Below are 20,326 nucleotides of genomic sequence, written 5' to 3'. Positions count from 1 at the left end.
CGCTTTTGCAGTTTTGTTCTCAAGAGCCCGCGCCGCGGTGCTCCCGTAGATCACGCGCCGCGGTGTTCCCTTATAGCCCGCTCAAACCGGAACCGCCCTCCGGCGGCGGGTCGGCGGCGGGTTTCCGGATCTCTATCTCCTGGGGGTGCCTCGGATGGTTTCCGGATCTGTATCTCCTGGGGATGCCTCGGATGGTTTCCGGGTCTCTGTCTCCAGTGTGGCACGGACGGATCGGACCTAATTTTCTTTTCAAGCTTCGTTGCGGCCGCTGACAGTCTGGATAACGGATAAAACAACGGATTGTTGGCCATAATTCGCCCGCAGTCGTCACTGCGGCCTTTTTTTGCCTTCTTGGCCGGTACGGACCGCCGATGCGGCGCAAAAAACATGATACAATCGACAAGAGATTGTATAAATATGCATCGGTTAAGGGAGGCGGAGGGCGGATGCAGCCCGGTTTGCGTCCGAGGCTTATCTTCAGGAGAAGTACGGCGGTGCCGCCGGAACGGCAGCTTGGGCGAGAGGCCGTCATTGCGCTGGTCGCGCACGGCTGCTTTCAATTGGGCGCTTCGATGTCAGGCTTGTTTCTGAACCTGTACTTATGGCGTTTGACGCAAGATCTGGTTGTGAACGGGATGTACAATATTGTGCTTTACCTTGTTACCCCGGCGGCGTTCGCCGCCGGAGGCTGGATTGCGAAGCGCAAGGACCGGATGTTTACGTACCGGCTCGGCATTTTCGCCATCGCCTTGTTCTATTTGCTCGTCGTCATCGCCCAAGGCAAAGTCGCGGAGTGGTATATCGGGTTCGCCGTATTCAACGGCGTCGCCGCCGGTTTCTACTGGACCGGATTTCTGGTGCTTTCGTACGATGTGTCGACAGAGACGAACCGGATCCGTTTTTTGGCGATCAATATGGTCGTGTTCAATTCAGCGGGCCTGATCGGACCGGCACTGGCCGGTTCCATCATTCAGCGCAGCAGCGGATTGCAGGGCTACATTCTGATATTCGCCGTCGCCTCCGTCATGTTTCTGCTCGCCGCGCTGATCAGCTTGCGCATACCGGTTATCCGCTCCCATCACAAAGCGTATTATTTGCATATGATGGGATTGCTGATGCGCAAAACCGGCTCTGGCTGCAGGGGCTGGCCGGCTTTTTCGTGCTCGGGGCGTTTCAGGGCATGATGCTGTTTTTGCCCAATATTATGTTGTTTCAGGCCGTCGGGCGGGAGGACTGGGTCGGCTATTTCGGCATGATGTTTTCGGGGCTGACGGTCGCGACCGGTTATGTCATTTCCCGCAAAGCAAGCAAGGAGCATGTCCGGCGCTATGTGCTGCTGTCCTCGACCGGCATCGCCGCCGGCGCCTTTTGCCTGCTGATCGACACCGCGCTATGGTCGGTGCTGCTGTTCATGATCGTGTACTCGATCATGAATCCGCTTGCCGTCAATACGCTCACTTCCTACTACTATCGCCTGACGGGCAGGCTGCCGCTCAAAGGACAACTGCGCGTCGAAGCGGTCGTAATGAGGGAGCTTTTCCTGAACACCGGCCGGGTGCTGTCCATTGCGGCGCTGCTCGTCGGGGCGCCCGATCTTCAATCCGCCTGGCTGCCGGCTGTGTTGACGGTCGCGGCGCTGCTGCAGTATGCGCTCGTCTTTCTGCTCCGGGACGAGCGCGAGGAGACGGCAGCGGCGGACCGGTAGCGCGGTTGACGGGAATCGAGCGCGCGCTGCTTCCCCGTATTGGCTTTGAATCGTAAAGCAACGTTTCGCGATATTTCGAGAAAAAAACCTCCGGCAAGCCGCCTGATGGCGAGAGCTTCCGGAGGTTTGCCGTTTTATGACTGCGGATTTTCTTCCTTCGGGATGAACTTGAAAATTTCGCCGGATTCCAGCGCATCGATCAGCCGCAGCAGCCAGCGGTAATATTGAAGCGCATCGCCGATTTTGGCGATGTCGCGCCTTACGATCGTGACGAGCTGGTCGTTCCCCTGCTCCAGTCCTTCCTGCTCCAGCTCTTTCATCTCGCAGAGCGATTTGTTCAGCGCATGCATGTTCGTTTCAACCGCCTTGCGCCATTTGATAGAGAAGTAATCGGCAAAGTTCTGGTACCAGTCCGTCGACGCCTCGTACAAATCTTTGCGGGAGCCCTTGCCCCAAACTTTATCGATCATTTTCAAATCCATGAGCGTTCGCATGCCCGTACTGATCGACGTTTTGCTCAATCCCATCGTCTCGCTCATTTCATCGAGCGTCACGGGAGCGCTGTTAAAATACATGTTCCCGTATAGATGGCCGATGGACAGCGTGATTCCGTACAAATCCATATTTTTCCCACCGAGTCGATCACCCGGCGCGCGCCTTTTGTATTTTGGCCATTTGCTCAACGGGTAATCCTTCAAGCTCCTTCATCTTGCTCTCCTCCTGCTGGAACAACCGATTACCTGTCCATTCCGACCGATGCTCAGCGGACAATTTAATGCTTTCTATTAAAATTCATTACAGCTTTCATAACCTTTCTGTATTGTAATCAAACCGGGCAAGAGATGTAAAGGAGGAGACCTGTGTGAAATTTTGCGTAAATCAGAGGATTCGGTACGTAAAGTACGTAAAGTAAAAACTGTACAAAATTATTCGGGGTATACCCGCTTTGACCCATCGGAAGCGCAATGGATACAATGGGAAAAAAACGTAAGGGGGAGGGAATTGTGCCTATACTCGAAGTCCGTCAATTAACGAAAATATTCGGTCCCGACCCGAAAAAGGGGCTGCCGCTGCTGGAGCAAGGATGGTCCAAGGACCGAATTTTGAAGGAAGCCAAACTGACAGTCGGGGTTAACCGGGCGAGCTTCACGATTGAGCAGGGTGAAATTTTCGTCATTATGGGGCTGTCCGGGAGCGGCAAATCGACGCTTGTGCGGATGCTGAACCGGCTGATCGAGCCGACCGGCGGCGAGGTGCTGTTCCGGGGAACGGATGTGACGCGGATGACGCCGGCGGAGCTGCGTAATTTCCGGCGCAAAAACATTGGAATGGTGTTTCAGAAGTTCGCGTTGTTTCCCCACCGGACGGTCGTGCAGAACGTCGAATACGGCCTCGAGGTGCAGGGCGTCGACCGGGCAACGCGGCGCAGCATGGCGCTGGAATCGCTGAAACTCGTCGGGCTCGAAAACTGGGCGGACAGCTATCCCGCGCAACTGAGCGGAGGTATGCAGCAGCGGGTCGGCTTGGCCCGGGGGCTGGCGAACAATCCGGACATCCTGCTGATGGACGAAGCGTTCAGCGCGCTTGACCCGCTGATTCGCAAAGATATGCAGGACGAATTGCTGCAGCTCCAGGAAGGGATGAAGAAGACGATCGTCTTCATTACGCACGATCTGGACGAGGCGCTGCGCATCGGCGACCGGATCGCGCTCATGAAGGACGGAGAGATCGTGCAGATCGGCACGCCGGAAGAAATTTTGATGCAGCCGGCCAATCCTTACGTGGAACGGTTCGTCGAAGATGTGGATCTTTCCAAAGTGCTGACGGCCGCGCATGTTATGCGCAAGCCCGAAACGATTACGATCGAGCGCGGCGCCCGCGTCGCGCTGCGGATGATGCAGGAGAGAGGCGTATCGAGCCTCTACGTCGTCGACAAGAGCCAGCGGCTGCTTGGCGCCATAGCGGCGGAGGATGCGTCGCGGGCCGTGCAGGAAGGCTTGGCTCTCGAAGACATTATGCAGACCGATCTTGCGAAGGTGCCGCCCGATACGCTGCTGAACGACTTGTTCGAGAAGATGGCGGAAGCCAGGCTGCCCGTAGCCGTCACCGACGGAGACGGACGGCTGAAGGGCATCGTCATCAAAGGGTCGGTGCTTGCCGCCTTGGCCGGACAGTCGGCCGCAAAGGTGGGTGAGGCAGGGTGAACATACCGAAAATCCCGCTCGGCACGTGGATCGAATCGCTGGAAAGATGGCTGGAAGCGAATCTGGGGGCCGTATTCGATCTGATCAAGACGGTGATCGGGGAGTCGGTCGGCCTGCTGGAGACGGTGCTGACGTCGGTGCCTTCCTTTGCCATCATCGTCGTCATCGCCGCGCTCAGCTGGCTGGTCGGCCGCTGGAAGCTGGCGCTGTTCGCCTTCGCCGGGCTATGGCTGATCGACAATCTCGGCTATTGGGATCATTCGATGCAGACGCTTGCGCTTGTCATTACGGCCGCGCTGCTGTCGATCGTCTTCGGCGTTCCGCTCGGCATATTGTGCGCGCGCAGTTCCGTCGTCCGCGGCGTCGTCATGCCGGTGCTCGACTTCATGCAGACGATGCCGGCATTCGTCTACTTGCTGCCGGCCGTATCCTTCTTCTCGCTGGGCGTCGTGCCCGGCGTCATCGCGTCGGTCATTTTTGCCATACCGCCGACGATCCGGCTGACAAGCCTCGGCATCCGGCAAGTGCCGGAAGATCTGGTGGAGGCGGCCGACGCTTTCGGCTCGACGAGTACGCAGAAGCTGTTCAAGCTGCAGCTTCCGCTGGCCTTGCCGACTATTATGGCCGGCATCAATCAGACGATCATGCTGTCGCTTTCGATGGTCGTCATCGCCTCGATGATCGGCGCGCAGGGCGTCGGCGCGGACGTTTACCGGGCAGTGACGCAGGCGAAGATCGGCGTCGGCTTCGAGGCGGGAATCGCCATCGTCATTATGGCAATCCTGCTCGACCGGCTCACGCAGAATATCGTCCGCAACAATAAAAAGTCCGGGTAATCGGTCTGTCAACGTATAGGCCGATCCGGACCCTTAATTTCGGGAGGTTATCATGATAATGAAGAAACAGCGGAAATCGGTCGGACGGAAACGGTGGCTGGCGACGTTGGCGCTGGCGGTTTTCGGCGCCGCCGCAATCGCGGGATGCTCGTCATCCGGAGGCGCGCAGAGCAAAACGTTGAAGCTGGCCTATGTCGCCTGGGATTCTGAAATCGCGAGTACGAACGTCGTCAAGGAAGTGCTGGAATCGAAGCTCGGCTATACGGTCGAAATGATGCAGGTCGATGCCGGGCCGATGTGGACGGGTATCGCCGACGGCAGCGCCGACGCCATGGTGGCCGGCTGGCTGCCGACGACGCACCAGTCGTATCTGGAGCAATATGGCGACCGGGTGGACGATCTCGGTCCGAATCTGAACGGAACGAAGACGGGATTGGTCGTGCCGTCCTATATGGATATTTCCTCGATCGAAGATTTGAAGGACCCGGAAGTGGCCAAATCGCTGGGCGGCAAAATTATCGGCATCGAGCCGGGAGCCGGCATTATGATGTCTACCGACAAAGCGCTGGACGAGTACGGGCTGCGGGATCACCTTTCGCTGCTCGAAAGTTCTTCGGCCGCCATGGCGCAAGAGCTGACGAAAGCGTACGAGGAGCAGCGCCCGATCGTCGTAACCGGGTGGACGCCGCACTGGAAATTCGCCAAAATGGATCTAAAATATCTGGAAGACCCGAAGAAAGTGTACGGCGGGGATGAGCAGATCCATACGATCGTGCGCCAGGGGCTGAAGGACGATCATCCGGACGCTTACGAGCTGCTCGACCGGTTCGAATGGACGCCCGATGATATGGCCGAGGTCATGGTAAAAATACAGGAAGGCCAATCGCCGGAAGAAGCGGCCAAGGAATGGGTTGCGGCCAATGAGGATCTGGTCAACCAATGGACCGAAGGCTTGACGGCCGAATAACGGAAATGGCCGGCCGATCGGCTGGCTCTTTCTTGCTGAAAGCCGGGACGTGTCATCGCGGGATGAGCGTCCCGGCTTTTTTGTGCCGGGATACGGGTGACGGATGAAGCCTCCTTCAAAAAATTGTCCGTTTTATGACTAAAAATTGAACGATTTATGAACAAATCCGACAAATTTGTGGTATAGTATAGAAAGAAAGCATTTCCACAAGGAGTGATCGGGATGACGACAAAGACAGCGACAATTCAACGGGCAGGGGAGAGCAACGGGCGAAACGTCTTGCCGCTTGTGCGTTGGATGACCGCGGCCGCTTGGGTGGCGCTGATCGGCGGGTTGCTAATCAGTCTGTTCAACCTGAACAACTTCAGCGATACCAATACGGCATTGATGGTCGGGATCGGTTTTATGGTCGGCAGCGTCCATATTTACGTCATCCGCACCGCCATTCATCTGGTGCATTCGCGTGCGGCGCAATCCGGAGAGGACAACGCCGGCAATTGACATCCGCCTCTCCTTGGCAGCTTATATGAGAAGCGCGAATCCCTTTCGGGCAAGCCCGAAAGGGATTTTGTACTCTGATGCCGGCCGCGGAAAGGGAGAGGCGCGGGCATGTAGGGCCCTGCAAGTGCGCTATCGGCTGCGGGAGAAAGCTTCCCGTCATTCCCTGGCAAAGCGGTTGGCAAGCAGCAGCATGAGAAACGACAGCGCAATCATGGCGCCGACCCAGGCCCAGGCGAGCCGCAAGTCGCCGCCTTCGACTGCGATATAGATCGCGGTCGGGATCGTCTGGGTTTTGCCGGGAATGTTGCCGGCGATCATCAGCGTAGCGCCGAATTCGCCCAATCCCCGCGCAAAACCGAGAATATACCCGGCGGTCAGCGCCCGCGCCGCAAGCGGAGCCGTGATGTAGCGGAACACTTGCCACTCCGATGCCCCAAGCGCTCTTGCCGAGTCCTCCAGCTCTCGATCGACGTTTTCGAAGCCCGCCTTCATCGTCCGGTAAGCGAGCGGGAACGCTACGATGACAGCGGCCGCAACGGCCGATCCCCATGTGAAAATAATCGTCCCGCCGAACAGTTTCTCATAGGCCTCGCCAATCCAGCTCCGTCTGCCCAGCAACACGAGCAATATAAAGCCGACGACGGTCGGAGGCAATACGAGCGGCAGCAGCAGGACCGTTTCGACCAGACTTTTGCCGAAGAAACGCGCCCGCGCCATCCACCTGGCCATTGCCATCGCAACCAGAAAGACGATCACGCTCGCCGCGATCGATATTTTGACCGACAGCCCTACCGGCTCCCAGAATGCGTTCCAATCCATAATCAGTACCTGCCATTTGCGATATTAAAATGCTCCGTCAAGGGAGGGTGAAGCCGAACGGCTTGAAGACGGCTCGTGCTTCTTCGGATTGAAGATAGTGATAGAAGAGCGCGGCTTCTTCGGCATGCGCGGATTCCTTGACGATTCCCACCGGATAAACGATCGGCGCATGGACGCCGGAATCGACTTGATAAGCGATCCTCACCTTCTCCGAAACGAGCGCATCCGTGCGGTATACGAATCCGGCATCGACGTTGCCGGATTCTACATAAGTCAGCGCCTGACGTACGTCCTTGGCAAAGACGAGCTTATGCTGCAGCGCATCCCACAGGTTGAGAGCCGTCAGCGCTTCTTTCGCATATTGGCCGGCCGGGACGGTTTCCGGCTGGCCAATCGCGATTTTGCCGATATCGCCTTCGGCCAGTTCGTCCAGGGCCGCCATGTTGCGGTCGGCATCTGCGGGCACGACGACAACCAGATCGTTTTGCAACAGTACGGTATGGCTGGCGATCAGTCCTTTCCCGACCAGCGCCTCCATTTGCTTCTCGCCGGCGGAGAGGAACAGGTCGGCAGGCGCGCCCTGCTCGATTTGCTTCTGAAGCGTGCCCGAGGAGCCGTAATGAAAGATAATGTCGATGTCCTTGTGCGTCTCTTCGAAGTGTTCCCCGATAACGTCCAGACTGTCCTTCAAACTTGCCGCGGCAGCGACGAGCAGCTCGGTTTTCGGTTTTCCGGCATCGGCCGGCTGCGATCCCGCGGGCGATCGGGCGGTGCATGCGATGCAGGTTAATGCCATGATGAAAACAAGAGGAACAAGAGCGAACCGCCGCTTGTTCGTCCACTCCTGACGTTCGATGTCTCGGCATGTTCGTAGTTTCATCATGTGCTTTGTCTCCTTGCAAAATCAATTCATTTCAATAGCACCAATATTACCAGATCGTCCTTTCGTTTAGAATGATTTTGTTATTTTCCGCAAAAGCGCCTATACAGCGCCTAATAATTGGAACAAACATTCACGCCAGAAAATTTGTTCTTGATAACGCTTCCACACCGTTATATAATGTGTATACGAAACGTATTTCTTGCATGAACAAATGTTCAAAAAGGGGAGGAGTAAACCAGATATGGAGACGAGTCAGGAGAGAACGAGACTGTTGGTGAAAATCAGCACACTATACTACATGGACGGCATGAACCAACAGGAAATTTCCCAACGTCTCGGCATCTCCAGACCGCAAATCAGCCGTATGCTGGCGGCGGCGAAAGCGGAAGGCATCGTGCAGATCAATATCCGGAATCCGTTCTCGGAAGAACAGACGTATGAGCGTGCGATTTCGGAAACGTTCGGCATCAAAGACGTCATCGTCGTGCACGTCCCGGACGCGGATCGCCCGATGATCGATATGCAGGTGGCCCGCGCGGCAGCGGCTTTGCTAGAGAACGTCATTCGGGACCGGGATATCGTCGGCATTATGGCCGGCCGGACGATCGCCTCGGTCGGGCGGGAATTCAACCCGGTCAACAAGAAGGACGTGCAATTCGTTCCGCTGATCGGCGGCTGGGGCTCCGAAGGGGCCGCGTGGCATGCCAATTCCAACACCCGCATCTTTGCGGAGAAGCTGAAATCGCGCTACCTGCTGCTGAATGCGCCTGCGGTTGTCGCTTCCAGCGAGGCCAGAAGCCACTTCCTGAACGAGAAGGAGATATCCGATGTACTGGATACGGCCAGAAAAGCGACGGTTGCGCTTGTCGGGATCGGACAAGTATCGGAGAAATCGGCTATCGTGCAGGCGGGATACTTCAGCCGCGGCGAAATCGGCGAAGCGCGGGCGTCCGGCGCAGTGTCCAATATTTGCACCTCGTTCCTGAACATCGCAGGGGAGAGGGTCACCTATGAAGCGGAATCGAGAATGATCGGCCTCGACATCGACGATATCCGGCGCATTCCGAACGTCGTGGCCATCGCAAGCGGCAGCGACAAGATTGAAGCGATCGGCGCGGCGCTCAGAGCGCGCTGCATGAATGTGCTGGTGACGGATATGGAAACCGCGAAAAGGTGCTGGAGTGGCATCGTTCGCACCCTGTTCCGTAAAGCGGGGCCGGGCTGCGACCGATAATAGAGGGAGATATATAAAGGGAGGTTCACAGAAGATGAAGAAGGCGATTCTGGTTATGGCAGCGCTTTTATTGACGGTGGGACTGGCCGCTTGCGGCTCGTCAAAAGAAGGGAACGGCGAAGGAGGCGGCGCATCGGGCGGCAAGACGATTTCCATTCTGACTCCGTACCTCTCCTCGGTTACGACGAATGAAATGGTCGAATCGCTCAAGAAGCTGTCCGCGGACAAAGGCTGGAAAGCGAATGTGATCGACACGAAAGGAGACGTCGGGCAGTTGGCCAGCCGGATGGAGGATGCGATCTCGTCCAAGACGGACGCCATCGTGATCGTCAGCACGGACCCGAACCAGCTGAAAAGCCAGATTCAGAAAGCGAAAGAGAAGAACATTCCGGTCTTCGGCGCCGATTCCGGCTACATTGACGGCATGACCATGAATGCGACGAGCGACAATAAAGAAATGTCGAAAATGATCAGCAATTATTTGTTCGAGCAGATGGGCGGCAAAGGCAACCTCGTCGTGCTCACTCACCGTCCGCATCCCGGGGTGCTCGCCCGGACGGTGCAGCTGGACGAACTGCTGGCGGCCAACAAAGGAATTGCCAAAGTGACGGAGCAGCAGGTCGAAGTGCCCGGACCGATCGAGAACTCGCGCAAGCAGATGGAAAGCCTGCTGCTGTCCAACAAGGAAGAAGGCGCGATAACGGCGGTATGGGCAGGCTGGGACGAGGCGGCGATCGGCGCGGCGCAGGCGATCGAGGCAGCCGGACGGAAAGATATTATCGTAACGGGCATTGACGGCAACAGTCAGGCGGTGGAGATGATTCGGAAAGGCTCGCCGCTCGTCGCGACGGTCAAACAAAATTTCGTCGGCATGACCGAAATCGTCATCAAACAGATCGATCTCGTATTCCAGGGCAAGCCGGTGGAAGGAACGGAGCTGTATGCGCCCGCCAGCCTGATTACGAAGGAATAAACGGTTGCATAGAAGGAGGGTTCGCCTTGTCGCTTCTGAAAGTCGCCGGCCTGAACAAAAAATTCGGCCAGCATTACGCGTTGTCCCGGATCGATTTTGAAATCGTCCCCGGCGAAATCCACGCGCTGGTAGGAGAGAACGGGGCCGGCAAGTCGACGTTCATCAAAATCGTAACGGGTGTTTACGCTCCGGACGGCGGCGACATCATCTGGCAGGGAAGTCCCGTTGTCATCGCCGATCCGAGCGACGCGAGACGTATCGGCATCAACGTCGTCCATCAGGACCGGCACCTGATTCCGTCCTTTACCGGGTACGAAAATTTGTATCTCGGCTTGCCTTATCCGAAAAGCAAAACCGGTATCGGCGTTCACTGGAAACAGATGCGGCAGCGGGCCGCGCGGCTTATGGAAGAATACGGCGTCAGGCTCGATATGAACAAGACGGCGGACCGCATGTCGCCGCCCGAGAAGACGATGCTGGAAATTTTGCGGGCCATGATGCTGGAGTGCAAGCTGCTCATTCTCGACGAGCCGACCGCGTCGCTGACGGACCAGGAAACGGAACAGCTGTTTGCGCTCATCCGCAAGCTGACGGAACAAGGGACGGCGATTCTGTACGTCTCGCACCGGATGGACGAAATATTCCGGCTGTCGGACCGGATTACCGTCTTCCGCAACGGCGAGCGCGTGGCGACGGTCAACCGGAACGAAACGGATAAAGACCGTCTCATCTCGCTGATGAACAATAGCGAATACAAAAAATCGAACCGGGAAGAAAGAGCCGTTCCGCCCGGCGAGCCTGTTCTGCAAGTGAAGGAATTGTCGACGGAGGACGGCAAGGTCGATCGCGTCAGCCTGCAGGTCCGGCAGGGCGAAATCGTCGGCATATTCGGGCTTGCCGGCGCCGGAAGGACGGAGCTGCTGGAGGCGATATACGGCTTGCGGCGCATATCCGGCGGCGAAATCGTCATTCGCGGACTGCGGAAGAAGGAAGCCGATCCGCGCCAGTCGCTTGACCAAGGGGTCGTCCTCATCCCGGAGGAGCGGAAACGGGACGGGTTGATTATGGGAATGTCGATCCGGGAAAATATGACGCTGCCGGTGCTGCGCAAATTTTCGAGCGGCTGGAAGATCCGGAAGAAGCCGGAGAAGGCCGAGACGAAGCGCTGGATGGAGGACATGAACGTGAAGGCGTCCGGCCCTGAGCAGGCCGTCGGACAGCTTAGCGGCGGCAATCAGCAGAAGGTCGTATTCGCCAAGGCGCTGATGTCCTCGCCGGTATTGTTCTTGTGCGACGAGCCGACGCAGGCCGTCGACATTATGACCCGCGACGAAATTCACCGGCTGTTGAAGCATCAGGCGGACCAAGGCTGCGCCGTGCTCTTCGTCTCGTCGGATTTGCAGGAAGTGCTCGATATCAGCGACCGGCTCTACGTGCTGCACGAAGGCCGGATCGCAGCCGAACTGGCCAACCGGTCCGTCACGCCGGAGCAGGTGCTGGCGTATTGTTTCAGTCAGGGAAAGGAACGTGGACACCAACATGGTTGAAGCTCGAAAAATATATCTTATATCCGGCTAATCCGCTCTTACGGCACGTTGATCGCCGGCGTGCTGATCGTTCTGGCTTTTTCGATTTTAAGCCCGGACTCGTTCGCTACCATTGATAATGCCATCAATATCAGCCGTCAAATCTCGTTTCTCGTCATTATCGCCTTGGGGGCCACTTTGGTGATGGCGGTCGGGGAATTCGACCTGTCTGTCGGCGCCATGGCCAGCCTCGGCGGCGTCTTCGCCGCCAAGCTCGCCGTTGCCGGATATCCGCTGGCTGTTGTGATTCTGCTGCCGATGCTCGTTGCGCTGGCGATCGGTTATGCGAACGGATGGATCGTGACGAGGTTTCGCGTCCTTTCTTTCATTACGACGCTGGCGATGGGGACGATTATCGGCGGAATCAACTTCCGGATTACCGGAGGGGCGACCGTGTTCGAAAATATTCCGGATTCGTTCCGATACCTCGGCCAGACCGAATGGGGCAACGTGCCGCTGCTCTCGATCATTATGCTGCTCATGACGGTTTTGTTCTGGTACATCATGTCGCATACCGCTTTCGGAAGGAAGCTGTATGCGATCGGGGGCAATGAATCGGCGTCCCGCGTCGCGGGCGTTCGCGTCGCTCTCAATAAGAACGCGGCCTTCGCCTTATGCAGCATGCTGGCGACATTGACGGGCATTCTGATGGCGTCCCGTCTCGGATCGGCCCATCCGAACGGCGGCGACGGGCTGTTCCTGTCCGCTTACGCCGCGGCTTTCCTCGGCATGACGTCCTTCAAGGAAGGCGTGCCGAACGTATGGGGGACGTTCGTCGGCGCAGCCATTATCGGCATTCTGGCGAACGGCATGACGATTCTCAATGTGCCGACGTTCATGCAGGATGTCATTACCGGCTGCATCGTCATCGCCGCCGTTCTGATTCAGAAGCTGGGTCGGGATCGCGCATGACGGCGGCATTGTTGAGCCGGAACAACAAGGAAGCGTGGGAGGCTGCGAAGAGCCGGGGAGAAGCGCTCTTGATCGGCTATCTCGTGGCCGGAGATCCTACGCCGGCGGAATCGCTGGCGATCGTCGACGAGAGCGTGGAGGCCGGCATCGATATCGTCGAGATGGGGATTCCGAGCCGTTCGCCGAAGCTGGACGGCGCCGTAATCAAGCGCGGGCACGAGCGGGCGCTGGCCGGCGGCATCGGGACGGAAGATAGCTTCATGGCTTACTGGACCGCCGCCCGCCGCCGGCTGTCGGTTCCGATCTGGGCGATGGGCTATAAGCGCGATGTGCTGGACACGAATCTGTACCGGAAGCTGGCCGAAGGCGGTATGGTGGACGCGCTTGTGCTTCCCGACTGTACGCCGGAAGAGCTGATATCGCTCCAGGACCGGATCGGACCGTATGGCGTCGATGTCGTCCGCTTTGTCAACAGCGAGATGGACGAGGCGGCCATTCGGCAAGTATGCCGCGGCGCCACCGTCATCTATGCGCAATCGTATGCCGGCACGACGGGCGATCCGCTCGCGCATGTGGAAGACTTGTCCGTCCTGTGCGAGCGGATAAGGCAGCATCTGCCGGACGGGCTGCTGGTGGCGGGCTTCGGCCTGCGCTCGCCGCAGCGTGTCGGCCAGGCGGTGCGCAGCGGGTTCGACGGGGCGGTCGTCGGCTCGGCTTTGGTCGCCCGCTGCGAGAACGGCGAGAAGGATTACCTGTACCGGCTGGTGGCCGAAATGAAGATGGAGACTTTGCGCTCCTCAAGCGAGGGGATAACGTAAATGAAATATATTGCAGCGTTCGATATCGGAACGACGAATGTGAAAGGTGTGCTGGCGGACGAGCGCGCGACGATTTTTTCGAGAAAACGTCCCGGTCGTTCCCGATTATGCCGACGGGTTCGTCGAACAAAATCCCGAAGTGTGGTACGAGGCGGTCGTCCGGATCGCGCGGGAATGGTTTCGGTCGGGCATCAAGCCGCAGCATATCGCGCTGCTGTCCTTCAGCGGGCAGATGCAGGATTGCATTCCGGTCGACAGCGGCGGAAAGCCCGTTCGTCCGGCTATCCTCTATTCCGACGGACGCGGCGCCCGGCAGGCGGAGCGGCTGCGGCAGGAGCTTGGGGACGAGACGATTATCCGTTATACCGAGAACCATATGGACGGGACGCTCACGTTTCCGAAGCTGATCTGGCTGCTGGAGCATGAGCGGGAGCGCTATGACGAAACGCGCGCCTTCCTGATCAGCTCCAAGGATTACGTCATCGCCCGGCTGACCGGGGCGTTCGTCACCGATCCGACGTCGGCGGCGACGACGGGCTGCATGAATATCCGGACGCGGACGTGGATGGGAGAGTGGCTGGAGCGGTACGGGCTTGATCCGGCGAAAATGCCGGCCATTATCGGTTCCGGCGAGCCGGCCGGCACCGTGCATGCGGAAGCGGCGGCCTCTTCCGGTTTTGCGGCCGGAACTCCGGTGCTGTGCGGCATCGGCGACGCCGGCTCGGCTACGCTCGGGGCGGGCGTCTACCGGGAAGGCGAAATCTACGCCTACATCGGCACGACCGGCTGGGTAGCGGCCGCGTCGGACGGCTTCATGGACGTGCGGAGCGGCGCGTTCAATCTGGCTTACGTGGAACCGGGCAGGCAAATCGCCATCGCGCCGCTGACGAACGCCGGCAGCGCCCACAAATGGGCGGCCGAAGTATTCGGCTCCGGGAAACCGTGGAGCGCCTCGGTCGCGTTCAAAGAGTTCGAGCAGGCGGTGGAGAAGGCGGAGCGGGGAACGAGCGGCGTCCTGTTCCTGCCGTATTTGAACGGGGAGCGCTGCCCGGTTCAGGATTTGAACGCAACCGGCTGCTTCATCGGCCTGACCGAAGCGACGACGAGGGAGCAGATGGGCACAGCCGTTCTGGAAGGTGTGGCGATGGCGGTGCGCCAGGTGCTGGAGCTGATCGCCAAGCCGGAGCCGGAGCGCGGACTGCGGGTGACGCTTATCGGCGGCGGCGCCAAGAGCAAAGCGTGGTGCCGGATCATCGCGGATGTGCTGCAGTGCGAGCTGGTCGTGCCGGAGGACTCCCAGTTCCTCCCTTCCATCGGCGCGGCTATGCTCGGCTTTTCCCGGCTCGGATGGGGCGGCGATTACGCCTCCCTGTGCGAGAAGGTGAAGGCCGGCCGCAAATTTGAACGTTTCGTGCCAAACCCGGAGCTGGCGGCGTTTTACAATCGGCAATACGAGAAATTCAAACGGCTTTATCCGGCGTTGGCGCCGGTGTTTGCGATGGCCTGATCCGTCCGTTCGAAACGGAGCGGACGGGCCGGGCCGGTTCCGCACAGCCGAATTACGGGGAAAGTCTCCGAAACCGCTCATGAAGCGGTTTCAGAGACTTTTTTTCATTTCCAAATGCCGACATTCGTCATTTTCGTGAACAAAGTATGGCGGAAAAAAGACGATACTTTGTCGTATTTGTTAAGCCGCATCCCAAGCCGCGCGCATTTTGCTATTGTAGAATTAGAAAAAATCATCGCGGTTATCGATTTTGCAATCGGTATGACGGGGAGAGGGTTTGGCATGCAAAAACGAAACAAATGGCGACGTCTTTCGGCATGGCTGCTGCTCGGCGCCATGGCGGCGCTGCTAAGCGGCTGCGGCGAGCTGATGGTGATGGATCCGAAAGGGCCGATCGGCTCGGACCAGAGAGACTTGATCATCATTTCGGCGGTGCTGTGCGGCATTATTCTGGTGCCGGTACTTGCGCTTACCGCCTGGATCGTCTGGCGGTACAGGGACCGTCCGGGAAACAAAGCCGATTACCGGCCCAATTGGGCGCATAACAATTTGATGGAGACCATCTGGTGGGGCATCCCGATTGTGATCATTATTATCTTGGGCACGGTTACCGTTCGTTATACTTACGCGCTTGAGCCCAGCAAGCCGATCGAATCGGAACGGGAGACGATCACGATTCAGGCGACATCGCTCGACTGGAAATGGCTGTTCACGTATCCGGAACAAGGCATTGCGACGGTGAATACGCTCAAAATTCCGGCCGGCGTTCCGGTCAAATTCGAGCTGACGTCCGATGCGCCGATGAACTCGTTCTGGATTCCGCAGCTCGGCGGCCAAATGTACTCGATGTCCGGCATGGCGATGACGCTTCATCTGAAGGCGAGCGAAACCGGCGTCTTTCACGGTTCGGGCGCGAACTTCAGCGGCGAGCACTTCGCGGACATGAAGTTCGACGTGCATGCGGTAACCGAGGAAGAGTTCAACGAATGGGTGAGCGACGTTAAGAACAGCGCGCCCGCCCTGACGCTGGAAGGCTACGAAGAGCTGGCGAAGCCCGGCAAATCGGAGAAGCTGCTGTTCTCCTCTTTCCCTGAAGGGCTGTTCTACGATATCGTAACGAAGTATGTGGTGAAAGGCGAAGGCGGTCATGGCGGTCATGGCGGTCATGGCGGACACGGGACGCCGGATGAAGCAAATGACGGAAGCGATGCCGGTTCGGGCGCGGCGGATACGCCGGCCGCATCGCCCGCGGCAGATGCCGACGCCAGTCATGAACATCATGCGGGACATTAAAAGATAGAAAGGAAGCCCGATTATGCTGGAAAAGATCAAACAATTCGCATCCGAGTTTTTTGTCACCGGCGATCCGCTCATTCTCGGCGCTCAGGTCAGCATAGCGCTGGCGATTATCGCCATCGTGGCCGTCCTGACTTATTTCCGCAAATGGGGCTGGCTTTGGCGCGAATGGCTGACGACCGTCGACCATAAGCGGATCGGCATTATGTACATTATTTGCTCCATTCTGATGTTGTTCCGGGGCGGGGTCGACGCGCTGCTGATGCGGATGCAGCTGGCGATGCCGAATATGGAATTTTGAATGCGGAACATTATAACCAAATCTTTACGACACACGGCGTCATCATGATTCTGTTCATGGCGATGCCGCTCATGTTCGGATTGTTCAACGTTGTCGTGCCGCTGCAGATCGGTGCGCGCGACGTCGCGTATCCGTTCCTGAACGCGCTCAGCTTCTGGCTGTTCTTCTGGGGCGCGATGCTGTTCAACGTATCGTTCGTCATCGGCGGTTCGCCGGACGCGGGCTGGCTCGCTTATCCGCCGCTGTCGGAATTGTCGCATAGTCCCGGCGTCGGCCAGAACTTCTATATCTGGGGCATTCAGATATCCGGTATCGGCAGCCTGGCGACCGGCATCAACTTTATCGTGACGATTCTGAAGATGCGCGCGCCGGGCATGAAGCTGATGAACATGCCGCTGTTCACCTGGTCGGTATTCGCAAGCTGTACGATCATCATTTTTGCTTTCCCGATTTTGACGGTGACGCTGGCGCTGCTGTTCATCGACCGTTTCGCGGGCGCCCACTTCTTCACGCTGGACGCCGGGGGCAACCCGATGATGTATATCAACCTGATCTGGATGTGGGGCCACCCGGAAGTCTACATCGTCGTATTGCCGGCATTCGGTATTTTCTCGGAAATTGTTTCCACGTTCGCGCGCAAAAAGCTGTTCGGTTACAATTCGATGGTGTTCGCGATGATGACCATCAGCCTGCTGTCGTTCTTCACCTGGGTTCACCACTTCTTTACGATGGGCTCGGGAGCGGACGTCAACGCCTTCTTCGCCGTAACGACGATGGCGATCGCCATCCCGACGGGCGTGAAGGTATTCAACTGGCTGTTCACCATGTACAAGGGACGAATCCGGTTTACAACGCCGATGATGTGGACGATCGCATTCATTCCGTGCTTCGTCGTCGGCGGCATGACCGGCGTCATGCTGTCGGTGGCGCCGGCGGACTTCCAGTTCCACAACAGCTACTTCCTGATCGCGCACTTCCACCAGGTGCTGATCGGCGGCGTGGTATTCGGCTTCTTCGCCGGGCTGTACTACTGGTGGCCGAAAATGTTCGGCTTTACGCTGAACGAGCGGCTCGGCAAGTGGGCGTTCTGGTTCTGGAACATCGGCTTCTACGTCTGCTTCATGCCGCAATATGTGCTCGGCCTGGACGGCATGACCCGGCGGTTGTACACGTACGACTTCGACATGGGCTGGGGACCGCTGAACCTGGTTTCGACGATCGGCGGCTTCCTGATGGGCATCGGCTTCATCTTCCAGGTGTGGCAGATCGCCTACAGCATCAAGCATCACAAGCGCGACGAGACGGGCGACGCATGGGAAACCGGCCGCACGCTGGAGTGGTCGATTCCGTCGCCTGCGCCGATGTACAACTTTGCGACGCTGCCGCAGGTCATCGATACGGACGACTGGTGGGTCAAGAAGGAGAAGATGAAGAACGGGGAGGCGCTGCCGCCGGCACCGCCGCTTGAACCGATTCATATGCCGAAAAATTCGGCCATCCCGTTCATCAAGTCGACGCTGTGGTTTTCGCCGGCTTCGGCTTCGTATGGGACTGGATGTGGATGGCGATTCCTTCGCTGATCGGCATCGCCATTTGCATGCTCGTCCACTCGTTCAATTATGACAACGATTATTATATTCCGGTCGACGAAATCAAACGGACGGAAGCGTCACTGAAAGGAGCGGCGAACTAATGGCACAATCGACGGTTACCGGCGAACACGGCCATCATGACCATCACGATCAAGAGTCGCTCAAGACGTTCGGCTTCTGGATTTTCCTCATCACCGACGTCATTCTGTTCGGGACGCTGTTTGCGACTTACATCGTGCTGCGAAACAATACAAGCGGCGGACCGACTGCGGATGAGCTGTTCCAGCTGCCGATCATTATCGCAGAAACGTTCATCCTGCTCACGAGCAGCTTTACGAGCGGTTTGGCCGTGCTGGCGATGCACAAAGGGCTGAAGAAGGCGCTGATCGGCTGGCTGGCCGTGACCTGGCTGCTCGGCGCAACCTTTATCGGCATGGAAGTTTATGAATTCGCACATCTTGTCCATGAAGGCGCGACGATCTCGACGAGCGCGTTCCTCTCTTCGTTCTTCACGCTTGTCGGAACGCACGGCTTGCACGTATCGCTCGGTCTCGTCTGGATGATCGCCCTGATGATCCAGCTGGGACAGCGGGGCATTACGGCGGTAACGAAGCGCAAGGTCGAAAATCTCAGCTTGTACTGGCACTTCCTCGACGTCGTCTGGATTTTCGTCTTTACCGTCGTCTACTTGATGGGGGTGATGTAACATGGCGCAAACGAACGCACGCCCGCAAGGCGTCCCTCATAACGGCACGAACGGCGGACATGGCGAACATGGCGGCCACGGGGGGCACGGTTCGCTCAAGTCATACGTTACCGGCTTCGTTCTGTCGATCATATTGACGATCATTCCGCTTGTCGTCGTCATGAACGATATGCTGGGCAGGACGGCGACGCTCGTCGTCATTCTGGCGGCGGCGGTGCTGCAGTTTGTCGTTCAGCTTTTCTTCTTCATGCATCTGAAGGAAGGCGAGAACGCCAAATGGAACATTATGACGCTTATTTTTGGACTGATCATTCTGCTTACGATCGTCGCCGGCTCAATCTGGATTATGACCTACAACCAGGTCGCGCATTGAGCCTTCTGCAGCAGGAGACCTCTGTTCCGGCTTAGGCCGGAAGGAGGTCTTTGTGCTCATATTGGCCTTTCCGGAAGGAATTGCAGCCTAAAATGTGGAAATCTACACTAGGGTGTACGCAATCGTTCAGGAGGCCGCATATGGATATTATTACGCCGCAACTTCTCTATCACGGTACTGTCGCCGCCCATATCGAATCCTTTCTTGGGAAGCTGCTCGATTCGCGTTACTGGCGTCCGGGGCGGGATTTCGGAGAAGGATTTTATACGACCGTATCCGCCGCTCAGGCTCGCGATTGGGCGCATCGGGTGGCGAAGCAATCGCTGGTGGCGACCTCGCCGTGTGTGCTCGTCATCGAGCTGTTGGCTATTCCGCCCGGCATCGAACCGCTCATTTTTTGTCGGATTCTCCCGGATGGGCATCGTTTATTTTTGAGCATCGTAAGGTTAATAAGAAAGGAAGCGACCCATGCCTCCGGCATCCGGACCTGGTGATCGGACCGATGGCCGACAATGACACTGGCAAAATTATGTGGGAAGCGTTACAATTGAACAAAGACGCCGACTGGTTTTACGACCGGATCAGGAGGACGCGCAATGGACGGAAGCTCGATGCGCTTCGCCTCGGCAATCAGGTGGTGTTTCCTTCGGAGCAGTGGGAGGAACATCTTCGTCTGATCGGGTATCATGTCTATACGGGAGAGAGGTGGATTTATCATGACAATAAGGCCCAGAGTACGGTTGAATCAATATGAACGCGGGATCGCGGAAGCATTGACATCGCTGTACGGCTACGAACCGCAGGAAGCCCGCAGCCTCGTCATTCGTTACATCGAGGTGATTCGCCGTCTGGACGGCTACGATAATTGCGAGGACCATGCGCAGCGTCTCCACCTTGCCCGCAAGACGGACGTATCTCCCGAGGAATGGCTGACCCGCATACAGGACGCGGAACGCGGCGCCTTGCGGGATACGGGGATCGAGTTTGAAGAAAATCGATACGCGCAGTAACCATTGCCGCCCGGGCGCCGTGCCCGGGCCGGTTTTTGTTGCGCGGCGGGCCGGCGGCGAGTTTCGCCCAACAAGTATAGTCAAGTCAGATTCAAACCTGCTT

Annotated in this window: 20 protein-coding genes and 2 pseudogenes; 19 read left to right on the top strand and 3 right to left on the bottom strand. The window is 57.7% G+C overall.

Features of this window, described 5'->3' with window-relative positions:
- The first annotated feature begins 446 nt into the window (after positions 1 to 446).
- Positions 447 to 1,184 carry an MFS transporter gene (locus tag PACILC2_RS26490; RefSeq protein ID WP_244863303.1) on the top strand — a complete coding sequence of 246 codons (738 nt, stop codon included), beginning with the start codon at positions 447 to 449 and terminating at the stop codon, positions 1,182 to 1,184.
- Complete coding sequence (locus PACILC2_RS26485) at positions 1,181 to 1,705, top strand: hypothetical protein (RefSeq protein ID WP_244863302.1); 525 nt, start codon at positions 1,181 to 1,183, stop codon at positions 1,703 to 1,705. The genes PACILC2_RS26490 and PACILC2_RS26485 overlap by 4 nt, the downstream gene beginning before the upstream one ends.
- A gap of 134 nt (positions 1,706 to 1,839) precedes the next feature.
- On the opposite strand, the pseudogene PACILC2_RS06820 reads toward PACILC2_RS26485, so the two are convergent.
- Positions 1,840 to 2,413: pseudogene (locus PACILC2_RS06820) on the bottom strand (GbsR/MarR family transcriptional regulator).
- Positions 2,414 to 2,709: 296 nt separating this feature from the next.
- Here PACILC2_RS06820 and PACILC2_RS06815 point away from each other — a divergent pair.
- The 4 genes from PACILC2_RS06815 to PACILC2_RS06800 all read left to right on the top strand — a co-directional run bounded on the left by PACILC2_RS06815 (position 2,710) and on the right by PACILC2_RS06800 (position 6,213).
- Positions 2,710 to 3,909 carry a quaternary amine ABC transporter ATP-binding protein gene (locus PACILC2_RS06815; protein ID WP_062490956.1) on the top strand — a complete coding sequence of 400 codons (1,200 nt, stop codon included), beginning with the start codon at positions 2,710 to 2,712 and terminating at the stop codon, positions 3,907 to 3,909.
- Positions 3,906 to 4,745 carry an ABC transporter permease gene (locus PACILC2_RS06810; RefSeq protein ID WP_213528285.1) on the top strand — a complete coding sequence of 280 codons (840 nt, stop codon included), beginning with the start codon at positions 3,906 to 3,908 and terminating at the stop codon, positions 4,743 to 4,745. The genes PACILC2_RS06815 and PACILC2_RS06810 overlap by 4 nt, the downstream gene beginning before the upstream one ends.
- A 58-nt stretch (positions 4,746 to 4,803) precedes the next feature.
- Positions 4,804 to 5,712: a glycine betaine ABC transporter substrate-binding protein gene (locus PACILC2_RS06805; protein ID WP_062490961.1), complete on the top strand. Its 909-nt coding sequence runs from the start codon at positions 4,804 to 4,806 to the stop codon at positions 5,710 to 5,712.
- Positions 5,713 to 5,934: 222 nt separating this feature from the next.
- Positions 5,935 to 6,213 (top strand): hypothetical protein, encoded by a 279-nt coding sequence (locus PACILC2_RS06800; protein WP_062490963.1) that lies wholly within the window; start codon positions 5,935 to 5,937, stop codon positions 6,211 to 6,213.
- A 156-nt stretch (positions 6,214 to 6,369) separates the two neighbouring features.
- Here the strand turns inward: PACILC2_RS06800 and modB are convergent, their stop codons facing one another.
- Positions 6,370 to 7,032, bottom strand: coding sequence for a molybdate ABC transporter permease subunit (gene modB / locus PACILC2_RS06795; RefSeq protein ID WP_213528283.1), 663 nt, complete (start codon positions 7,030 to 7,032; stop codon positions 6,370 to 6,372).
- Positions 7,033 to 7,069: 37 nt separating this feature from the next.
- Positions 7,070 to 7,915: a molybdate ABC transporter substrate-binding protein gene (gene modA, locus PACILC2_RS06790; protein WP_244863300.1), complete on the bottom strand. Its 846-nt coding sequence runs from the start codon at positions 7,913 to 7,915 to the stop codon at positions 7,070 to 7,072.
- Positions 7,916 to 8,156: 241 nt separating this feature from the next.
- On the opposite strand from modA, the gene PACILC2_RS06785 reads away from it, so the two are divergent.
- The 13 genes and pseudogenes from PACILC2_RS06785 to PACILC2_RS06725 all read left to right on the top strand — a co-directional run bounded on the left by PACILC2_RS06785 (position 8,157) and on the right by PACILC2_RS06725 (position 20,223).
- Entirely contained in the window at positions 8,157 to 9,149 is a 993-nt protein-coding gene (locus PACILC2_RS06785) for a sugar-binding transcriptional regulator (protein ID WP_244863299.1), read from the top strand.
- A gap of 34 nt (positions 9,150 to 9,183) precedes the next feature.
- Positions 9,184 to 10,122 carry a sugar ABC transporter substrate-binding protein gene (locus PACILC2_RS06780; RefSeq protein WP_213528281.1) on the top strand — a complete coding sequence of 313 codons (939 nt, stop codon included), beginning with the start codon at positions 9,184 to 9,186 and terminating at the stop codon, positions 10,120 to 10,122.
- Between the two features lie 26 nt (positions 10,123 to 10,148).
- Positions 10,149 to 11,669 carry a sugar ABC transporter ATP-binding protein gene (locus PACILC2_RS06775; RefSeq protein ID WP_213528279.1) on the top strand — a complete coding sequence of 507 codons (1,521 nt, stop codon included), beginning with the start codon at positions 10,149 to 10,151 and terminating at the stop codon, positions 11,667 to 11,669.
- 60 nt (positions 11,670 to 11,729) lie between these two features.
- The gene (locus PACILC2_RS06770; RefSeq protein ID WP_244863298.1) at positions 11,730 to 12,620 is read left to right on the top strand and encodes an ABC transporter permease; all 891 of its coding nucleotides are present in this window, start codon (positions 11,730 to 11,732) and stop codon (positions 12,618 to 12,620) included.
- Positions 12,617 to 13,438, top strand: a complete 822-nt coding sequence (gene trpA, locus PACILC2_RS06765) for a tryptophan synthase subunit alpha (RefSeq protein ID WP_213528277.1) — start codon at positions 12,617 to 12,619, stop codon at positions 13,436 to 13,438. Before PACILC2_RS06770 ends, trpA begins: the two co-directional genes overlap by 4 nt.
- 46 nt (positions 13,439 to 13,484) lie before the next feature.
- On the top strand, positions 13,485 to 14,945 hold the full coding sequence (locus PACILC2_RS06760; RefSeq protein WP_244863297.1) for a xylulokinase: 1,461 nt from the start codon (positions 13,485 to 13,487) through the stop codon (positions 14,943 to 14,945).
- Between the two features lie 282 nt (positions 14,946 to 15,227).
- On the top strand, positions 15,228 to 16,238 hold the full coding sequence (cyoA, locus tag PACILC2_RS06755) for a ubiquinol oxidase subunit II (RefSeq protein ID WP_213528275.1): 1,011 nt from the start codon (positions 15,228 to 15,230) through the stop codon (positions 16,236 to 16,238).
- A gap of 22 nt (positions 16,239 to 16,260) precedes the next feature.
- Positions 16,261 to 18,235 (top strand): annotated as a pseudogene (locus PACILC2_RS06750) (cbb3-type cytochrome c oxidase subunit I).
- The gene (gene cyoC / locus PACILC2_RS06745; protein WP_062490981.1) at positions 18,235 to 18,840 is read left to right on the top strand and encodes a cytochrome o ubiquinol oxidase subunit III; all 606 of its coding nucleotides are present in this window, start codon (positions 18,235 to 18,237) and stop codon (positions 18,838 to 18,840) included. Before PACILC2_RS06750 ends, cyoC begins: the two are co-directional and overlap by 1 nt.
- Position 18,841: 1 nt before the next feature.
- On the top strand, positions 18,842 to 19,213 hold the full coding sequence (gene cyoD / locus PACILC2_RS06740) for a cytochrome o ubiquinol oxidase subunit IV (RefSeq protein ID WP_213528273.1): 372 nt from the start codon (positions 18,842 to 18,844) through the stop codon (positions 19,211 to 19,213).
- 140 nt (positions 19,214 to 19,353) lie between these two features.
- The gene (locus PACILC2_RS06735) at positions 19,354 to 19,707 is read left to right on the top strand and encodes a DUF3990 domain-containing protein (protein WP_213528271.1); all 354 of its coding nucleotides are present in this window, start codon (positions 19,354 to 19,356) and stop codon (positions 19,705 to 19,707) included.
- A gap of 8 nt (positions 19,708 to 19,715) precedes the next feature.
- A complete protein-coding gene (locus PACILC2_RS06730) occupies positions 19,716 to 19,967 on the top strand; it encodes a hypothetical protein (protein WP_213528269.1) in 252 nt (83 codons plus the stop codon).
- Positions 19,954 to 20,223 carry a hypothetical protein gene (locus PACILC2_RS06725; RefSeq protein ID WP_062490986.1) on the top strand — a complete coding sequence of 90 codons (270 nt, stop codon included), beginning with the start codon at positions 19,954 to 19,956 and terminating at the stop codon, positions 20,221 to 20,223. Before PACILC2_RS06730 ends, PACILC2_RS06725 begins: the two co-directional genes overlap by 14 nt.
- The last annotated feature ends 103 nt before the right edge of the window (positions 20,224 to 20,326 follow it).

It is taken from the genome of Paenibacillus cisolokensis, assembly GCF_018403665.1.
Classification (GTDB): Bacteria; Bacillota; Bacilli; order Paenibacillales; family Paenibacillaceae; genus Paenibacillus_AH; species Paenibacillus_AH cisolokensis.
The sequence above is the reverse complement of the archived record's forward strand: the minus strand, read 5'-3'. Positions and strand labels throughout refer to the sequence as shown.

Coding starts and splice junctions, on each gene's coding strand:
- trpA (WP_213528277.1), top strand. CDS start 12,617: ATGACGGCGGCATTGTTGAGCCGGAACAACAAGGAAGCGTGGGAGGCT.
- PACILC2_RS06805 (WP_062490961.1), top strand. CDS start 4,804: ATGAAGAAACAGCGGAAATCGGTCGGACGGAAACGGTGGCTGGCGACG.
- cyoD (WP_213528273.1), top strand. CDS start 18,842: ATGGCGCAAACGAACGCACGCCCGCAAGGCGTCCCTCATAACGGCACG.
- PACILC2_RS06785 (WP_244863299.1), top strand. CDS start 8,157: ATGGAGACGAGTCAGGAGAGAACGAGACTGTTGGTGAAAATCAGCACA.
- PACILC2_RS06730 (WP_213528269.1), top strand. CDS start 19,716: ATGGCCGACAATGACACTGGCAAAATTATGTGGGAAGCGTTACAATTG.
- PACILC2_RS26485 (WP_244863302.1), top strand. CDS start 1,181: ATGATGCTGTTTTTGCCCAATATTATGTTGTTTCAGGCCGTCGGGCGG.
- cyoC (WP_062490981.1), top strand. CDS start 18,235: ATGGCACAATCGACGGTTACCGGCGAACACGGCCATCATGACCATCAC.
- cyoA (WP_213528275.1), top strand. CDS start 15,228: ATGCAAAAACGAAACAAATGGCGACGTCTTTCGGCATGGCTGCTGCTC.
- modB (WP_213528283.1), bottom strand. CDS start 7,032: ATGGATTGGAACGCATTCTGGGAGCCGGTAGGGCTGTCGGTCAAAATA.
- PACILC2_RS06735 (WP_213528271.1), top strand. CDS start 19,354: ATGGATATTATTACGCCGCAACTTCTCTATCACGGTACTGTCGCCGCC.
- PACILC2_RS06800 (WP_062490963.1), top strand. CDS start 5,935: ATGACGACAAAGACAGCGACAATTCAACGGGCAGGGGAGAGCAACGGG.
- modA (WP_244863300.1), bottom strand. CDS start 7,915: ATGATGAAACTACGAACATGCCGAGACATCGAACGTCAGGAGTGGACG.
- PACILC2_RS26490 (WP_244863303.1), top strand. CDS start 447: ATGCAGCCCGGTTTGCGTCCGAGGCTTATCTTCAGGAGAAGTACGGCG.
- PACILC2_RS06780 (WP_213528281.1), top strand. CDS start 9,184: ATGAAGAAGGCGATTCTGGTTATGGCAGCGCTTTTATTGACGGTGGGA.